Source organism: Arcobacter sp. LA11, assembly GCF_001895145.1.
Classification (GTDB): Bacteria; Campylobacterota; Campylobacteria; order Campylobacterales; family Arcobacteraceae; genus Halarcobacter.
Genome location: NZ_BDIR01000020.1, coordinates 13,461 through 30,382, shown reverse-complemented (window position 1 = coordinate 30,382; position 16,922 = coordinate 13,461). Strand labels below are relative to the sequence as shown.

Genomic DNA, 16,922 nt, shown 5'->3' with positions numbered 1-16,922 from the left:
ATCAATAGGTTTTACTCTAATTTCTCTTGTATTAGGACAGTTTCTAACTAATCCATATATAGCTTTACACTACTATTTAGCAGTAAATATATTAACAGTAATATTCGCACTTTTACTTCTAAGTTATGATGATGTAAATCATGATGAAACAGTTTCAAAAGAACCTTTCTCTTTCTTTAAGTATTGGCCTTTCTGGGTTAGCCTATTTTTCATGCAATTAAGCTTTGGAGGGTTCTATAACTTCTTTACTATTTATGAAACAGACAATGGAGTAAGTCTAGAGATGACATCTTACTTATGGTCTTTTGGTGTAATCTGTGAAATAATTCTTTTATATTTTCAAGCACCACTTTTAAAAAGAAACCTATTAAATATAATCAAATTCTCTGTAGCTATTACTATTTTTAGATGGTTTTTATTATATTTGTTCCCAGATAATTTAACACTAACATTCTTTACTCAAAGTATTCATGCCTTTTCATTTGGACTTTATCATAGTGCAGTAATCATTTTTCTTTATACATTATACGAAAATAAAAAACTTGCTCAGCAATTCATGTATGGAGTTGCTTATGGTTTAGGGGGCTTCTTAGGAGCTTTAATTGCAGGATGGGTATATGGAGAAAATCTATTTTTATACTCTTCTATTTTTGCCCTATTCTCATTAGTCTTTCTTTTTAATAAAAAACTTTATTTAAATAAGGCCTAACTGTTCTTCTCTATGTTTAATCACATCTCTTAATTCTTTTATCAATAATGATTGTTCAAGATTTTGATCATTTAATCTTTTTATTTCTTTATTTTTTTTATTTTTTTCATAGTCTAACTTATTTACTTTTTGAGATAAATTTTCATTGTCATTTTTTAAAACTTTAATATCATATCTATTTTCTGCAGCCTCTTCATTTACTTTAAATAACATATCTTCATACTTATCTTTTATTAAAGCAATATCTTCTTCATAAAAGTTTACTTGGGCTTGTAGCTCAGCTGATTTCTTTTTTTCTTTTTGTAAAGCATCATCAATTAAATAAACACCTTGATACTTTTTTAACTGAGTTTCTAAATTTTGAATTTTTTTATTTACTTCAATCTTGTATTCTTTCGTCTGTTTTACATTATTTATAACTTTTCTTTTAAACTCTCTTCTTTCTGTATCTTCTTGAGTTGTAAGAAATCTAATTCCAATATATTCAACAATCTTTTTTCCATAATCATCATATAAAGGAAGTATCGTAGAGTTTACATAGTATTCTGTTTTATCTTTTGCTCTATTTTTTAGCTTACCTTTCCAGACTTCACCAAGTTTGATTGTCTGCCAAAGTTCTTTAAATATACTTGCTGGGACATCTGGATGTCTTACAATACTATGAGAATTGCCAATTAATTCATTTTGTGAATATCCTGAAATTTCACAAAAGTTTTCATTTGCATAAACAATAGTACCTTTGGCATCTGTTTTTGAAATAATTGCAACTTGATTAATGATAGTTAAAAACTCTTCAAGGTTTTTCTTCTGTTCCATTACGACTAAATTTTGACTTCTTGCCTCACATAGAGCTTCTATTTTTAATATCAGTTCCATAATATTAATTGGTTTGATTGCATAATATGAAGCTTCATGATTAATTGCTTTTAATAAATATTCAGAATCACCAAAAGCAGTTGTTATCAAAAAAGGCAACTCTTTATCTTCTTCTCTAATTTTTTCAAGTAATTCAATACCTGTCATTTTTGGCATATTTATATCAGAGATTATAGCATCGATATTTCCTGTTTCTTTAATATCTTTATACTGTTGTAATGCATCAAATCCATCTTCTGCAAAATATACTTTTTTAAAAGCTTTAGTAAAAACCTTTTCAAGGTTTGTTCTTATTTTGTCATCATCTTCAACATATAAGATTGTTAAAGTTTTTAAAAAATCCTTATTCATTACACAATATCCATTATTAATAGTCTAATATTTTTCTTCTCTTGAATTTCATTTAATTTTAGTCCAGGAATTTGCATAGCCATGAATTCACTATGTGAATTTATTCTATTCTTGGCAATCTCCTGCAAAACTTTTCCCCTATAAAATTTTGCCCAATGTGAAACTACTTTTCCATCTTTTACAAATTTAAAAGTTAAAACTTGCGCATTTTTAACTTTATAAAACTTTTCATAAAACCCAGCTCTTAAATCTATTACTTCCTCTCCTACAAAGTCATCTAAGATTTTTGTAAAATTATCCATATAAAATTTTTCTACATTAGTATCAGGAAGTTTAGCTCCTTGCTTGTATTTGTAGTCAGGGATTAAATCACTTGCTTTTAAAGGTCCAAAAAGATTTGAGAATAATAAAACATTTTCATCAATAAAATCTTGTGATTCTTTATTCAAACTATTATAATCAAGAGCATCAAAAGCAACTCCATCGTATCTATTAATCGCCTTCATACTTGGTTTATTTAGTAAACTTTCTTTATATCTTTCAACTTCATCTAATTTTTTTAGACCAAACCATTTTGATAATTCTTCTACTGATAATAAAAATAGTAGTTCTTCATATTTATTTAAAATTTCTTCTCTTTTCTCAAAAAGCTCTGGAAATAAAAAGTTTTCCTTACAAAAAGAGGCTTGATTCCCTCCACTATTTTTAGTCTCTGCTGGGGCTAAAAGTATTTTCATTCTATTCTTTATTCCTTTTCATTTCTATTTCCAAATATTTTTTTTCTAAATCTTAAAAAAAGTAAGACACTTACAACAAACAATAGTAAAACCCAAACAATCTGAGTATCAAAAATCAATAAGAAATCAATAATTTCTTGTAAAAAAAGACCCCATAAAGTTATTGAAATTATCGTTGCAATAAAAACTATAAATATAACAACATAATGCTTCATTCCAATTAAAAAACCAATAATTGAACCTACTATTGGCCCTGTCATCCAAAAAGGAATAAATACAAATACAAAAAGTCCAAATCTCCCATATTTATCAAACTTCTCTTGATGTTCATTTTTTTTCATTTGAACTTCTGTAAAAAATTCTTCTAAAACTTTTATTTTTAACACACCTTTAAAACTAAAAATAAAAAGAGGGTAAATTGCAGTTACTAAAATCATCTCTGTTGTAATATTTGTAAAAATAACCACAAAATGTGATAAATCAGCAGCATATCCAAAAGAAAGAGCAGGGACTCTGCCTACAAGTAAATTTGTAAAAACTATTCCTGTAATTCTATTTGCAAAAGCAACATCTACTTGGTAGCTTATAATAATAAAAACAAGTAAGGAGAAAGTTATACAAAGAGAAAGAATTAATATATTTCCTTCTTCTCCTTTATATAATTTCTGGAGTAGTTTAGGCATCAATAATTTCACCGCTATGATATAGCCAAACTCCATCTACTTTAATAAATTTACTTTTCTCACAAAATGAATTATTATGTGCTCCATGGAAAATTGTTGCATTAAAAGTTACATAAGATTCAGTTTCATCCTCAATAAAATCTATTATCTTAAGTTCTTTAAAATCACTGTCTTTTGAAAAGGTAAGTATTGATTCTTTCCATAATGCTTTATCTTCACTATAATCAGGATTGTCTTTGTGAGTTGTTTTCATAATATACTTAAAATCACCAGCAGCAAAGGCGCTATACCGTGATTTCATTAATTCAAGCGCCGTTTTAGCATTTGAACCATTATGAAAAATTTTACAACATTTTTTAAACTTCTTTAAACTCCCACATGGGCACATTGCATTTACTGAAATTTTCATGGCTAAACCTGTTGAGATTTTTTAATGATATTGTATCAAAATATCAACCAAGAAAAAAGTACCTAGTAAAAAACTTACTAAGTACTTTTATTAATTATTTAGTAGTTTCTTCTTTTTTAGAAGCTTTTTTACTCTTTTTCTTTGCTTTTTTTTCTTCTTTTTTAGCTTTTGTCTTTTTAGCTACCTTTTTCTTTTTTGCTTTTGCTTTTTCATTTATTTTCTTTTTTTTAGCTTTTATCTCTTTTTCTGATTTTCCAGATTCTTTTGCTTTTTTAATTTTTTCTTTTCTTTTATCTTCTATTTTAGAATTTTTCTTTTTCTGATTCAATTTAGCTTTTGAAACAGTTTTTCCACCTTTTATATTAGAAATTATACCTGGACCAAAACCTTTGATTGTCTGTAAATCATCAGCACTTTTAATTTTACTTGACTTTCGATATTTGATAATTTGATCAGCTTTTACTGGTCCTATCCCCTTAATAGTCATTAACTCTTCTTTTGATGCAGTATTTAAATTCATAGCTGCAAACATAAATGAAACACTCAAAGCTAAAATAGCTAAAATTTTTTTCATCTTCACACTCCTTATAATAATTTTTTTAATTATATCTAAATAAGATAAAATCTAATTTATTTTATTGAAAAAGATGTAATAAAAGTGAAATGTATTATATAAATGTAATGTCAATTATATTAAAATCTTTCATATTTATAAAAAAGGGAAAATATGGAAGAGACAAGAATTCCATTAGAACTACTTTCAAACTTTTTGTCAATAATAATACTTGTTGCACTATTTGTAAAGTATTATCAATACAAAAAGAAAATGGATGTTCTAAAAGGATTAGATGAGTTAAAAGAAGCAAAGAAATTAACTAGTGAAGATAAAAACTTTATCAAAACAAACTTTAGGGATTATAAAATAGCTTTTGTAAGAGAAGAGCAAAGGCTAAAACTAACTTATCCTGTTTTTATTTTAATTGCTGGTATATTATTAGCTTTTCTTCCATTTGAAGAGGCACTAATTCATTTAAATGTTGTTGTTGTAGCTTATATCTTTTTACATGTAAGTAAAATTCATACAAGAAACTTCGCAACTTTATTAGATCAATTAGCTAGAGACTTAGATTAATTTTTAAGAAAGGGTATTAAATGTTTGAAGGAATAATGTCTAAACTTTCGAAAACAGAAGATAACAAAAATCCAGAAGAAATACAAAATGAAAACAATGAGCAATCACTTGAAAAAGAATTGATTATTGAAACAAAAGAAGAGAAAAATATATTGAATAAAGAAGATGAGTTCATCATCTCTCAAAGTATTGAGATGGGAATGGATATGAAAAGAGAAGTAGAAGTTTTTAGTAAAGCTTTTTTTCATAGCAAAAACTCAGATAAATCAAAAGCATATCTTGCTTTATACCATTTTTTACAAACACTGGAAAACTATGAAAAGAATAAAATTCAAAACATGACTTATTTAGAGTTTAAAGAGATAGAAAATCAGCTATACACAAAGCTAAGAAATGGTTACTCTCAATATATATCTAAGGGTAAACATTTAAACGAAGAATTAAATAAATCTATTGAAATAGTATTTTCTGATGTGAAAAAACTTCCTTCAAAAGGGCACAGATATTGGTACTATAAAATTTATATCTGGCAAGAAATTTAACAAAAAGACTAGATAATTTCTTCTAGTCTTTTTCCATAATCATTTAATATGATTTCAAACTCACATTTATATAAACTATTTGATTTTAAAAAAGATATAGAATTATAAACACATTTTTGGGCATCATTACAGTATATGTACAAATTTAATTTACCTTCAAAAATATCTACTGCATATAAAACTAAACTTTCCTCTTCTTCTAAACTTTGTAAGTGATTTTCTTCAAATGCAGTAAAAAATGCTAGACATGAAGGATCAGGAAACATAATATCATCAGCTATATGATATTGATGTTTTACAATTACTAAGTCTTTGAACTTTTCACATACATTAGTAAGAGTTTTATCTGCTCTTATTCTTAACATTTGGTTTAAATTACCAGTATCTTTTAATAACCATTTTTCGTTCATTTTATTCCTTACCAATTAATTGGTTTTTTATCAATTAAGTCTAAAATTTCGTTTGTTTTACTAAAATGCTTACATCCAAAAAAACCTCTATACGAAGACAAAGGACTTGGATGAGGAGCAGTGAGAATATGATGTCTTGTTGCATCTATTAATTTTGTTTTTTTTATCGCAGGTGCTCCCCAAAGTAAAAAAACTACATCTTCACAATTTTGAGAAATATATTTGATTATATTATCAGTAAATATCTCCCATCCTAAGTTATGATGAGATTTTGGCTTAGATTCTTCAACAGTAAGAATTGTATTTAACAATAAAACCCCTTCTTTAGCCCAAGGAGTTAAATCACCATCTAAACAAGAAGAAGGTCTTTTTAAATCTTCATTTATCTCTTTTAAAATATTTTGCATAGAAGGAGGATTTTTTATATTACTTGGGGTAGAAAAGGATAAACCTTGTGCTTGCCCTTCTCCATGATAAGGATCTTGTCCTAATATAACTACTTTTAAATTATCAATAGGTGTTTTTGCAAAAGCATTAAAAATCTTTTCTTTTTGAGGAAAAACTTTTGATGTTTTATATTTGATATCTATCTCTTTTTTCAAACCTTGATAATAGTCTTCACTTTTCTCTTTATTAATTATGTCTTCCCAAGTTTTCATATTTCACCCCTAAAAATTAAAACTTAATTATTGCACACTAATACTAAAATTCATTATTTATTAATCAATATTTCAATACTATACCCATAATTTTAAACTAAAAGGTTAAAAAATGAAAGCTTTTTTAATAGGTCTTGGAGTAATTATTATTGGTCTTGTATTATTAATAATAGCAAATATTAATAATGTTCCAAAATTAGATGAAGATGTTAAAGCAACTTGGTCACAAGTTCAAAATCAATATAAAAGAAGAGCAGATCTAATTCCAAATTTAGTATCTACAGTAAAAGGTTATGCAGAGCATGAAAAAAGTACTTTTACAGAAGTTACACAAGCTAGAGCAAATGTAGGTAAAATATCTTTAACACCAGAGATGTTATCAAACCCTCAATTATTTCAACAATTCCAACAAGCTCAAGGAGCTTTAAGTTCTGCATTATCCAAATTAATGTTAGTAGTAGAAAGATATCCAGATTTAAAAGCAAATAAAAACTTTCTTGCACTTCAAACTCAACTTGAAGGAACAGAAAATAGAATCACTGTTGCTAGACGTGATTATATTCAATCTGTAAAACTCTATAATCTTGAATTAAGAACATATCCAGGGAAAATAGTGGCAGCTATTATGTATCCAGATGCCCAAATTAGACAGACTTTTACAGCAAGTCCACAAGAACAAGAAGCTCCAAAGGTAAAATTTTAAAGTATGAAAAAAGCTTTTTTGCTTCTTTTAACATTTTTTGCAATAGCACTTTTTGCAGTACCTACTTTTCCAGAATTAACTGGAAGAGTAGTTGATAACGCACAAATATTATCAGTAAATGAAGAAAACAATTTAACTACTATATTAGAAAAACATGAGAATGAAACTTCAAACCAAGTAGTAATAGTAACTTTAGATTCTCTTGACGGATATGATATAGCAGACTATGGATACCAATTAGGACGACATTGGGGGATTGGACAAAAAGACAAAAACAATGGTGTTTTACTTATCATTTCAATGAATGAAAAAAAAATTAGAATAGAAGTTGGATATGGATTAGAAGGTGCACTTCCAGATAAAACAGCACATGAAATAATAGAATACATACTCAAACCCAACTTTAGACAAAGTGACTTTTATAATGGAATTAACAAAGCAACAAAAGCTATTATAAAAGCTATTAAAGGTGAATATAAACCTAGTGATTATGGAGTATTAAGCTCTAGTTCTGAAAACTGGTTCTTTGTATATTTTGCAATAATTTTTTTATCAGGAATCATTGGTGGAGCAGTAAAAAAACATAAAAACAATACTGTTCCAAAAGTATTCCACTCTAGTATGCTAGGTGGTTTTGCAGGAGCATTTGCAATTGGGTTTTCCAATAGCTTATTAATTTCTGCAATAGTTTTTACAATTACCTCTATTATAATATTTTTAACTACTAAAAAAGTTTCATATAAATCTTACTCTAAAACACATCCCTCATATGATGGTGGAATTGGTGGTGGTTTTGGAAGCAGTTCTTCTGGAGGTTTTGGTGGCGGAGGCGGTGGCTTCGGCGGTGGTGGAGCTAGCGGAGGATGGTAATGCATTTAAATGATAATGAAAAACAACAAATCTCTAAAGAGATAGAGAATCTAGAGAAAGAAAGTTCAGCTGAACTTGTAGCAGTAATTACAAAACAGTCGTCTTCATATAAATTTGAAACAATTGCTTTTGCACTTCTTTTAAGTACAATTATTTCATTAGTTACTCTTTTATTTGAAACTAGTGCAATAAAACTATTTCAAATACAAGTAATCTCTTTTTTATCTTTTTATCTGATTTTTGAAAAATTCAATAAAATTCTCTTAGCACTACTTCCTAAATCATACAAATATACAAAGGCTTCAGAATATGCAAACAAACAGTTTGTAAATTTAGGACTACAAACAACAAAAACAAAACAGGCTATCATGTTTTTTGTTTCATATGATGAAAAATTTGTTGAGATAATAACAGATAGTAAAATAAAAGAGAAAATAGAAGATAATTACTGGCAAGTTATAGTTGATGAATTTATAAAAGATGTTAAAAATAATGATTTATCTTCTGGTTATCTAAAAGCAATAAAAAGTTGTAACTCAATTTTAATCAAAAATTTTCCTATAAAAGAAAATGATGAAAATGAACTACCAAATGATGTAGTGGAATTATAAACTTGAGACCATATATTAAATCAATAATTGCTTCTTTTCTAGTAATTCTTGCTTGCTTGGGATTTGGTAGATTTGCATTTGGCATGGTTTTACCAAATATGCAAGAAACATTAAATATCACCACAACACAAATTGGATTTATAGGAACTGCAAATTTTATTGGTTATATAATAGGAATATTTTTTGCTAATTTTTTATATAGTAAATATACTACGCACAAATTGATTTTTCTAACAATTATCCTACAAGGATTAAGTATGTTAGCTATGATTTTTTTTAATGATTATCTTCTTATATCATTTTTCTACACTCTTAGTGGTTTTTTCTCTGCTATTGTAAATATGTCTATAATGGCATACATGGCAAATGTGATTCCAAAAGAAGTGAGAGGAAAAGCTTTAGGAATAATTGTAAGTGGAAGTGGTTTAGCTATCATAATCTCCGGACAACTTGTACCTATTATTGAAAAAACTATAGCTTATATGCCATGGAAAACTTCATGGACAATATTTGCTTTTATATTAATACTTATTGCATTTTTCTCCCAACCAGGTATCAAAAAACATGCTAGTCATGAAATGCCAGATACAAAAGTAAAAGCTAATAAATACTTCAAGATACCCTCTTTTTGGAAAATTGGTATTATTTATATGATATTTGGAATTTCTTATTCTATTTATGTTACATATTTTGTTAGTGCTGTAATTGATAAATACAATGTAAGTACTTCACTGTCTGGTGATTTTTGGACAGTAGTTGGTTTTTGTAGTATCTTCTCTGGTTTTATATTTGGAATAGTTGCAGATAAAGTAGGTCCATATAAAACTCTAATTTTTGTTTATATTTTACAAACTATTTCTCATTTTATATTAGCAATAGATATCAACGCATATGCAATTTGGTTCTCTGCAATTATCTTTGGAATCTCTGTTTGGAGTATCCCTTCTTTAGTTGCACTATTAACTTCTTTACATTTTGATGTAAAAAGAACTGCCCAAGTACTCTCTTTAGTAACTCTACTTTTTGCTTCATGTCAAGCAATTGGACCAGTTACTGCTGGATATATATATGATATTACAAATGATTTCTCTTATGTCTTTATGATTACTTCTGTATTGACACTTATTGCAGTTATAATATCATTTGTCTTTTCAAAACAAACAATAAAACAAATACCTTAGGAATATAAAAATGAAAGAAAAAGCACTTATATTTGATTTAGATGGAACACTTATTGATTCTTTAACTGATATTGCACTATGTGCAAATAAAGTCTTAAAAGAGTTTAATTTACCAACTCATAGTATTGAAGATTATAAGACTTTTGTAGGAGGAGGAGCTGATATTTTAATAAAAAACTGTACTCCAACTAATAGCTCAAAAGAGTTGCGCCAAGAAGTATTAGAACAGTTTAAAATTGTTTATGACCAAAATTTACAAGGTAACACAAAACCATATGATGGAGTATATGAACTTTTAGAAATACTAAAAAATAAAAATTATAAACTAGGAGTACTTTCAAATAAGCCTCATAAATTTACTCTTAAATATATAGAACAATTTTTTAGTTTTTACAATATAAGTGAACCACATGGACAAAAAGAAGAAATTCCAAAAAAACCTAATCCTATCGGTGCAATAAATATTGCAAAATCATTTAACCTTCCAAGTGAAAATATCTATTTTATTGGAGATAGTGATGTAGATATGCAAACAGCTAAAAATGCAGGAATGATAGCAGTAGGAGTAAAATGGGGATTTCGAGGAGTAGAGGAATTACTTGAAAATGGTGCAGATTTTATTGTAGAGACACCACTTGATATATTAAAACTTTTAGAAGAAAAGAATTAAAAACTCTTCTTCTAAAAATTCTACTTTAACTATTTCTATAACTTATAAATAATTATAATCAATACTTATAAAAATCCTGCGTAGCCCTATTTTGCCATATCTTTATATTAATTTTTACTTGATATACTTATAAAAAATATTTCAGGAGAAGAATATGAGTAGATTATTTTTATCGTTTTTAGTAGCAAGTTTCTTATCACTTACAGCATTAAGTGCAAATTGTGGAATGAAGGGTGAACATAAAGAAAAATGTGACATGCCTAATTGCAAAATGGAAATGAAAAAAGAAAATTGTAAATGTGGAATGAAAAAAGAAAACTGCAAAATGCCAAGTTGCAAAATGGACAAGAAAAAAGAAGGTTCATGTGGTGCTGGTAAATGTGGTAGCGATATGAAAAAAGATGCTAAGAAAAAAATGTCAGGTTCTTGTGGCGCAGGTAAATGTGGTGGCGACATGAAGAAAATGAATATGAAATCTAAGTGTGATTGTAAAAAAGGTAAAGAGTGTAAATGCAAAGCTGCTGGGAAAGCTTGTTCTTGTGGTACAGCAGAAGTTAAAAAAGATGCTAAAAAATGTGGTTGTGGTATGACTCAAGAATCTTGTAAAAAGATGATGGTATCTTGTAAACACAGAGATGCAAGAGAAGCTAAAGAAATGAAAAGCAAATAAAAGTTAGAGGAAACTCTAACTTTTAAATCTAAATATATCTAAACTTCTAATTCAAAAAAAGTCTCATTAATTTTTTGATATTCTGCTACTGAGCAAGTTATTTTCTTTGCATTTTCATAATCTTTAAAGTTTTCAATAAATAGTTTCTTTAGTTCTGTTAAATTTGCTGTTCTAAAAATAAAATATCCTAAAACATCTTTTCCTCTTGAACCTGCTTTTTCAATACCAAAACTGTCAAATTTCCATTCAACACCTTTTGAAAAGAAAAATACTTCTTCTATTCTTTTCTCTAATTCACTACGTACATTATTATTAAACTCATTTAAATGAACGTAAAAAGCAACATTTACGTTATATTGATCTTGAATAAGCTTTTTTTCAAACTTTGTTTCTGGTTCTTTTGTTAAATTTGTATTATCCAATATTATCCCTCTCATAATAAATTCTTAAATTTTATTACTAACTTAATTTTCCATAGTATTATAACTTAAATTTCTATAGTATTCTAGTTAATTTTTAAGTAATAAATTCTGAAATATCTTTATTTAAGGCTTTAGATATCTTATATAAGTGTTCAAGATTAAAATGCTTATTATATTTTCTATTTTCACAGTTAGAATAAAATGCAACAGATTTGATTCCTATTTCTAAAGATAAATCAAGCTGAGTAATATTTTTATCTTTTCTACACTTTTTAACTTTTTTTGAAACATTGTCATAAAACTCTTTTATTTCCTCATCCGATATGTTGGGGAAAGTGAAATTCATATTTATCCTATAGGTTAAATTATATTTTAAATATATAATGTTATTATTCATTTATCATTATCCTATGGGATAATCGTGAATAATTATATATTTTGCACTATTTATATGAATTTATTCTTAATACTTTTAAAAAATTATTTTAAGGTTTAACTTTGAATTTAAAAGAGAATGAAAATATTATTTTACAAATAATAAGATACACGCCTTCAATTTTTATTTTCCTTTTAACAATCATTACAACTTATTATTTAACAACATACTATAAAAATGAATTTCTAATGACTAAAACAAATATAATACAAAATTATATTGATGAAGAAAAAAATGAGATAAGAATAAGTGTTGAATCTTTAGATATTTATATTGATGAGAAAATCAATTCATCTCTTATAAACCTCAAGAAAAGCCTCCAAACTAAGATTGACAATGCATATATAATGATAAATAGCATTTATAATAAAAACTATTTATATAAAAGTAAAGCTAATATTATTCAACAAATAAAAAATACATTAAGAGATATTAGATTTGATGAAGGAAAAGGCTATTTTTATATCTTTAATCTTGATGGAACTAATGTTCTTCATCCAATAAATCCAGAAAATGAAAATAGAAATCTTCTTTATGATAAAGATATAAAAAGTATTATTAAAAAATTAAAAGATAATAATCAGAAATTTATTGAATATTATTTTTTTAAGCCTGACTTACCATCCAAAAAATTTAAGAAATTTGCTTTTGTAAAAAAATTTGAGCCTTATAATTGGATTATTGGTACAGGAAAATACTTAGATAACTTTAATACTGAAATAAAAAATGAAATTTTGTCATATCTTAAATATTCTAACTATAAAAACAATACTAATCTTTTTATATTTAACACAAAAGGAGAAATATTAGCCAATAATGATAAATCTCTAATTGGGGGAAATATTTATTCGAATAATAATTTTAATAAAATTATTCCTATATTTAATAAATTTAAAGATTCAAAAGATAATTCTATATTTATAGAATATAAAAGAGCATATAAAACAAAAAATATTAAAAAAATCATGTATCTTAAAAAAAATCAAAAGTACAATTGGATTATTGCTTCTGAATTTAATTTAGATAATGCAAATAAAACTGTTGATAAAAGAAAAGTGATATTAGAAAAACAATATTCTGAATATAGAAAAATGGTATTTTATTGGAGTATTGCTATTTTTATCATTCTATTATCCATTTCAATCTATATATCAAATATACTGAAAAAAATATTTCTTAACTATAGAAAAAAAGTCAAAATAGATTTTGAAAAGCAACAACTATTGAAAAAAGAGAATGAAAAAAAACAAAAACTTCTTTATCAACAAAGTAAAATGGCAGCTATGGGAGAAATGATTGGAAATATTGCTCATCAATGGAGACAACCTCTTTCAGTTATATTAACAGCCTCAACTGGAATTAAAATGCAAAAAGAGTTAAGTACTCTACCAGATAAAGAATTATTCTCTATGCTTGATACAATTAACAATTCTGTTCATTACCTTTCACAAACAATTGAAGATTTTAGAACTTTTTTTAATCCAAAAGTGAATAATCCAAAATCTTGTTCTACCCATGATATTTTTGAAAGAACTTTTAAACTTATTGATATTCAATTCTCTTCTAAAAATATTAAGATAATAAAAAATATCCAAGATATTAGAATAGTCTCTTTTGAAAATGAACTTATACAAGTATTAATCAATATTCTAAATAACTCTAGAGATGCTTTAGTAGAAAAAGAAACAGATGAAAAACTGATTTTTATTGATTGTTATAAAAAAGATGATTTTCTATTTATTGAAATAAAAGACAATGCAGAGGGAATAAATGAAGAGATAATGGATAGAGTTTTCGAACCTTATTTTACAACTAAACACCAATCCCAAGGTACTGGAATTGGATTGTATATGAGTATGGAAATAGTACAAAAATTACTAAATGGAAAAATAAAAGTAAAAAATGAAAATTATACTTATAATAATCAACCCTCAAGAGGTGCAAAATTTATAATTGAAATTAATACTATTGGAGAATGAATATGTTTTTTAACAAAAAAAAAGATGAAGAGATATTAAGGCTAGAAAAAAGAATTGAAGAGTTAGAAAACAAAAATAATACTGAAAATATTTTATTTGATGAAATAAATGAAGTATTACAAAAATTTGAAAAAGGCTTTTATGGAATCTATGTGAAAAATGATTCTGAAAATAAAAAACTTAATCAAATCAAAGAAAATTTAAATCAAGCACTTAAATCAAATGCTAAATTAGCAGATAGAGGTATTAGTACTCTAATAGAATATGGAAATGCAAATTTTGAACATGCAGTAGAAACAGATTCTTTGAGTGGAAAAATGGGTTCAATAATTCTTGGAATAAGAGCCCTAGGAAGTAGTATTTCTGAACTACTAGCTATACTTGATATGACATCAGATAAACTTCATCAAGAGATGATTGATTTATCACTTGCTTCAAACTCACTTGCCTCTGCTTCAAATCAACAAGCTGCGAGTTTAGAAGAGACAGCCGCAGCACTAGAACAAGTTACAAGTACAGTTATTAATACTAGTGAAAACACTTATAAAATGGCTAAACTTTCAGAAGAAGTAAATAGTTCAGTAAAAAAAGGTGAAGAATTAGCAAATAATACTTATACCTCTATGGACAATATTAACACTGAAGTTTCTTTAATAGAAGAAGCAACAGCAATCATAGACCAAATTGCTTTCCAAACAAATATATTATCATTAAACGCAGCAGTTGAAGCTGCAACAGCAGGTGAAGCGGGAAAAGGCTTTGCTGTGGTTGCACAAGAAGTAAGAAATCTAGCATCACGAAGTTCTGATGCGGCAAAAGAGATTACTACTATCGTAAATAATGCCAAACAAAAAGCTTTAGAAGGAAAAGAAATTGCAGAAGATATGTTAAAAGGATATAGCACTTTAAATAAAAACATTTCTAATCAATTAGAAATCATAGATGAAGTATCAATGGCAACAAAAGAACAAAAAGTAGTAATAGAACAGATAAATGATTCAGTAAATGAATTGGATCAAACAACCCAACAAAATGCCGCTGCGGCTTCTCAAATAAGTTCACAAAGTAAAGATATAGAAGATTTATCTAAGAAATTAGTTAATATTGTAAATAAAACTACTTATTTAAAAGATGCTAAAGAGCAAGTTTCTGATATAGATTTAATGTTTACTTTAAACAAATTAAAACTCGACCATATTAATTTTAAAGATACAAACTATAAAGAATTAGATTCTAAAACCATATGGCAAGTAAAATCAGAAAAAGAATGTAATCTTGGAAAATGGATAATTGAACAAGAAACAAATAATCAAAAATTTACAAAAACTGAAAACTGGAAACATCTTAAAGAAGTTCACTTTAACGTACATAATGGTGTTCAAAATATCATTAACTACAATGCAAATGGAGAAGTATCACAAATGTTAAGTACCTCGCTTAATATTGATAAAGCTATATCTGAAGTATTTTGGACAATCCAAAAAACAAAAAGAGAAAACTCATAGAAAAAATAAGAATAACTTATAATAATAATAGTTTAACTATAAGTTATTCTTAAGTTTCTACTAACCAATAAATATTATAATTTAATGTGAAAAAAATATAAGGGGAAGTAATGAAATTAAAGGGGATTCTTTTAGGACTAGCACTTGGTATGACATCAACATTGTTGGCTGGGGACTTTGTATCATACAAAGAGTTAAGTACAAAACTTAAAAAAGAAAACAAAAAAGCTGGAAATTATGCAACAACCGAAGAGGTGAAAAAAGCACTTAAATCTAAAGATTGGTTAGTTGCTGATGTAAGAACAATGGAAGAGTGGTCAGCTGCACATATGAAAGGTGCAGTTAGAGTAGGAAGACAAGCTTCTGAGAAAGGTGTTGCACTTCATGCACTTAATGATGATGATAAATTAGTAAAACCAAATTTGATTGTTGTTTGTAACTCAGCAGCAAGAGCATCAATTGAAGCTCAAACCTTTAGACAAATGGGATTTGACAAAGTAAAAATTTATGACTTGTATTCTTGGATTGATGAGTGTAATCCAGTAGTTACAAAATATACTGTTAAAAAAGACAAAGGTGGAATGAATCTTAAGTTTGGTAATTTCTACGCAGAGCATTGTAAAAAATAAATTACAATATATTTTGAAGAGCTTTTGCTCTTCAAAGACTATTTATCTATAAATTGTTTTCTATAGTTTTCTTCTAAAGATGTTTTATCTTTATAGTCTATAATCTCACCAATTTCTATCTCTATTTTTAAATCTTTTGTTCTGTTCATAATAGCTTCTTTTAAAATATCATTTGCATTTGTTTTTATATATACAGGTAAAATAGGTAATCTATTTTTCAAGGCAATAATTCTAGAACCTTCTTTAAACTCTGATAATGGCGTATTTTCTTTATTTCTTGTTCCTTCAGGAAAAATATAAATAGAGTGCCCTTCTTTTACTACTTCTTTTGTAGCTTTAAAAAATGATGACATATTAGGAGCTTCTCTATCAAGTAAAACACAACCTGCATTTCTTGTAAATGTTCCAAAGAAAAAAGAGTTATATAATTCTTTTTTTGCAATCCAAAAACCATCTACTTTTGTATCTTTTAAAGCTGTTTCAATAATCAAAGGATCAATAATACTTCTATGATTTGATATTAATAAATATTGTCCATCTTGTGGTAATTTTTCTTTATTTAGTACTTCAATACTAATATTTAATTTATTAAGTAATACTTGTGAATATTCAAATCTTAAGTCTATTCTTTCTTGGGAAGTTTTTGCTTTTTTTAATTTAAATCCATATTTATTTGTAAGGTAAGTTGCATATATAGCTATGCTTATTTGTTTTAAGTTCAATACTATCCTAATTTAT

Annotated in this window: 22 protein-coding genes and 1 pseudogene; 13 read left to right on the top strand and 10 right to left on the bottom strand. The window is 26.6% G+C overall.

Going from position 1 to position 16,922, the window contains the following annotated elements; all coding sequences use genetic code 11:
- A partial coding sequence (locus tag BT997_RS14425) for an MFS transporter (protein WP_174247255.1) occupies positions 1-709 on the top strand: 709 nt, incomplete at its 5' end.
- Here BT997_RS14425 and BT997_RS14420 read toward each other — a convergent pair.
- The 5 genes from BT997_RS14420 to BT997_RS15735 all read right to left on the bottom strand — a co-directional run bounded on the left by BT997_RS14420 (position 695) and on the right by BT997_RS15735 (position 4,339).
- A complete protein-coding gene (locus tag BT997_RS14420) occupies positions 695-1,936 on the bottom strand; it encodes a response regulator (RefSeq protein WP_072682642.1) in 1,242 nt (413 codons plus the stop codon). The genes BT997_RS14425 and BT997_RS14420 overlap by 15 nt on opposite strands.
- On the bottom strand, positions 1,936-2,673 hold the full coding sequence (locus tag BT997_RS14415; protein ID WP_072682641.1) for a YaaA family protein: 738 nt from the start codon (positions 2,671-2,673) through the stop codon (positions 1,936-1,938). Before BT997_RS14415 ends, BT997_RS14420 begins: the two co-directional genes overlap by 1 nt.
- Positions 2,674-2,681: 8 nt before the next feature.
- Positions 2,682-3,356: a small multi-drug export protein gene (locus BT997_RS14410; RefSeq protein ID WP_072682640.1), complete on the bottom strand. Its 675-nt coding sequence runs from the start codon at positions 3,354-3,356 to the stop codon at positions 2,682-2,684.
- A complete protein-coding gene (locus BT997_RS14405) occupies positions 3,349-3,765 on the bottom strand; it encodes a YchJ family protein (RefSeq protein WP_072682639.1) in 417 nt (138 codons plus the stop codon). The genes BT997_RS14410 and BT997_RS14405 overlap by 8 nt, the downstream gene beginning before the upstream one ends.
- Positions 3,766-3,859: 94 nt before the next feature.
- Entirely contained in the window at positions 3,860-4,339 is a 480-nt protein-coding gene (locus BT997_RS15735; RefSeq protein WP_072682638.1) for a helix-hairpin-helix domain-containing protein, read from the bottom strand.
- Positions 4,340-4,492: 153 nt separating this feature from the next.
- On the opposite strand from BT997_RS15735, the gene BT997_RS14395 reads away from it, so the two are divergent.
- Positions 4,493-4,897, top strand: a complete 405-nt coding sequence (locus tag BT997_RS14395) for a hypothetical protein (RefSeq protein WP_072682637.1) — start codon at positions 4,493-4,495, stop codon at positions 4,895-4,897.
- Positions 4,898-4,917: 20 nt separating this feature from the next.
- Positions 4,918-5,439: a hypothetical protein gene (locus BT997_RS14390; protein ID WP_072682636.1), complete on the top strand. Its 522-nt coding sequence runs from the start codon at positions 4,918-4,920 to the stop codon at positions 5,437-5,439.
- An 8-nt stretch (positions 5,440-5,447) separates the two neighbouring features.
- Here BT997_RS14390 and BT997_RS14385 read toward each other — a convergent pair whose 3' ends face one another.
- Positions 5,448-5,849 carry a DUF695 domain-containing protein gene (locus BT997_RS14385; protein WP_072682635.1) on the bottom strand — a complete coding sequence of 134 codons (402 nt, stop codon included), beginning with the start codon at positions 5,847-5,849 and terminating at the stop codon, positions 5,448-5,450.
- An 8-nt stretch (positions 5,850-5,857) separates the two neighbouring features.
- The gene (gene ung / locus BT997_RS14380) at positions 5,858-6,508 is read right to left on the bottom strand and encodes a uracil-DNA glycosylase (protein ID WP_072682634.1); all 651 of its coding nucleotides are present in this window, start codon (positions 6,506-6,508) and stop codon (positions 5,858-5,860) included.
- A 112-nt stretch (positions 6,509-6,620) separates the two neighbouring features.
- On the opposite strand from ung, the gene BT997_RS14375 reads away from it, so the two are divergent.
- The 6 genes from BT997_RS14375 (at position 6,621) to BT997_RS14350 (ending at position 11,213) form a co-directional block, all read left to right on the top strand.
- A complete protein-coding gene (locus BT997_RS14375) occupies positions 6,621-7,211 on the top strand; it encodes a LemA family protein (RefSeq protein ID WP_072682633.1) in 591 nt (196 codons plus the stop codon).
- A gap of 3 nt (positions 7,212-7,214) precedes the next feature.
- Positions 7,215-8,081 carry a YgcG family protein gene (locus tag BT997_RS14370; RefSeq protein WP_072682632.1) on the top strand — a complete coding sequence of 289 codons (867 nt, stop codon included), beginning with the start codon at positions 7,215-7,217 and terminating at the stop codon, positions 8,079-8,081.
- On the top strand, positions 8,081-8,692 hold the full coding sequence (locus BT997_RS14365; RefSeq protein WP_072682631.1) for a TPM domain-containing protein: 612 nt from the start codon (positions 8,081-8,083) through the stop codon (positions 8,690-8,692). The genes BT997_RS14370 and BT997_RS14365 overlap by 1 nt, the downstream gene beginning before the upstream one ends.
- A 2-nt stretch (positions 8,693-8,694) precedes the next feature.
- The gene (locus BT997_RS14360) at positions 8,695-9,873 is read left to right on the top strand and encodes an MFS transporter (protein ID WP_072682630.1); all 1,179 of its coding nucleotides are present in this window, start codon (positions 8,695-8,697) and stop codon (positions 9,871-9,873) included.
- Between the two features lie 10 nt (positions 9,874-9,883).
- Complete coding sequence (locus tag BT997_RS14355; protein WP_072682629.1) at positions 9,884-10,543, top strand: HAD family hydrolase; 660 nt, start codon at positions 9,884-9,886, stop codon at positions 10,541-10,543.
- 154 nt (positions 10,544-10,697) lie between these two features.
- The gene (locus BT997_RS14350; RefSeq protein ID WP_072682628.1) at positions 10,698-11,213 is read left to right on the top strand and encodes a hypothetical protein; all 516 of its coding nucleotides are present in this window, start codon (positions 10,698-10,700) and stop codon (positions 11,211-11,213) included.
- A gap of 38 nt (positions 11,214-11,251) precedes the next feature.
- Here BT997_RS14350 and BT997_RS14345 read toward each other — a convergent pair whose 3' ends face one another.
- Together BT997_RS14345 and BT997_RS14340 are read right to left on the bottom strand one after the other, a co-directional pair.
- Positions 11,252-11,635 carry a hypothetical protein gene (locus BT997_RS14345; protein WP_258239497.1) on the bottom strand — a complete coding sequence of 128 codons (384 nt, stop codon included), beginning with the start codon at positions 11,633-11,635 and terminating at the stop codon, positions 11,252-11,254.
- A gap of 94 nt (positions 11,636-11,729) precedes the next feature.
- On the bottom strand, positions 11,730-11,981 hold the full coding sequence (locus BT997_RS14340; protein ID WP_072682626.1) for a helix-turn-helix transcriptional regulator: 252 nt from the start codon (positions 11,979-11,981) through the stop codon (positions 11,730-11,732).
- Between the two features lie 152 nt (positions 11,982-12,133).
- Here BT997_RS14340 and BT997_RS14335 point away from each other — a divergent pair, with 152 nt between their 5' ends.
- The 4 genes and pseudogenes from BT997_RS14335 (at position 12,134) to BT997_RS14325 (ending at position 16,184) form a co-directional block, all read left to right on the top strand.
- On the top strand, positions 12,134-14,050 hold the full coding sequence (locus tag BT997_RS14335) for a cache domain-containing protein (protein WP_072682625.1): 1,917 nt from the start codon (positions 12,134-12,136) through the stop codon (positions 14,048-14,050).
- Positions 14,047-15,072, top strand: a pseudogene (locus BT997_RS14330) (methyl-accepting chemotaxis protein); the annotation flags it as partial. The gene BT997_RS14335 and the pseudogene BT997_RS14330, both read left to right, overlap by 4 nt.
- Positions 15,073-15,213: 141 nt before the next feature.
- Complete coding sequence (locus BT997_RS15785) at positions 15,214-15,555, top strand: CZB domain-containing protein (protein WP_375537756.1); 342 nt, start codon at positions 15,214-15,216, stop codon at positions 15,553-15,555.
- A 110-nt stretch (positions 15,556-15,665) separates the two neighbouring features.
- Positions 15,666-16,184 carry a rhodanese-like domain-containing protein gene (locus tag BT997_RS14325; protein WP_072682623.1) on the top strand — a complete coding sequence of 173 codons (519 nt, stop codon included), beginning with the start codon at positions 15,666-15,668 and terminating at the stop codon, positions 16,182-16,184.
- A gap of 38 nt (positions 16,185-16,222) precedes the next feature.
- On the opposite strand, the gene BT997_RS14320 is transcribed toward BT997_RS14325, so the two are convergent.
- Positions 16,223-16,906 carry a lysophospholipid acyltransferase family protein gene (locus tag BT997_RS14320; protein WP_072682622.1) on the bottom strand — a complete coding sequence of 228 codons (684 nt, stop codon included), beginning with the start codon at positions 16,904-16,906 and terminating at the stop codon, positions 16,223-16,225.
- Between the last annotated feature and the right edge of the window lie 16 nt (positions 16,907-16,922).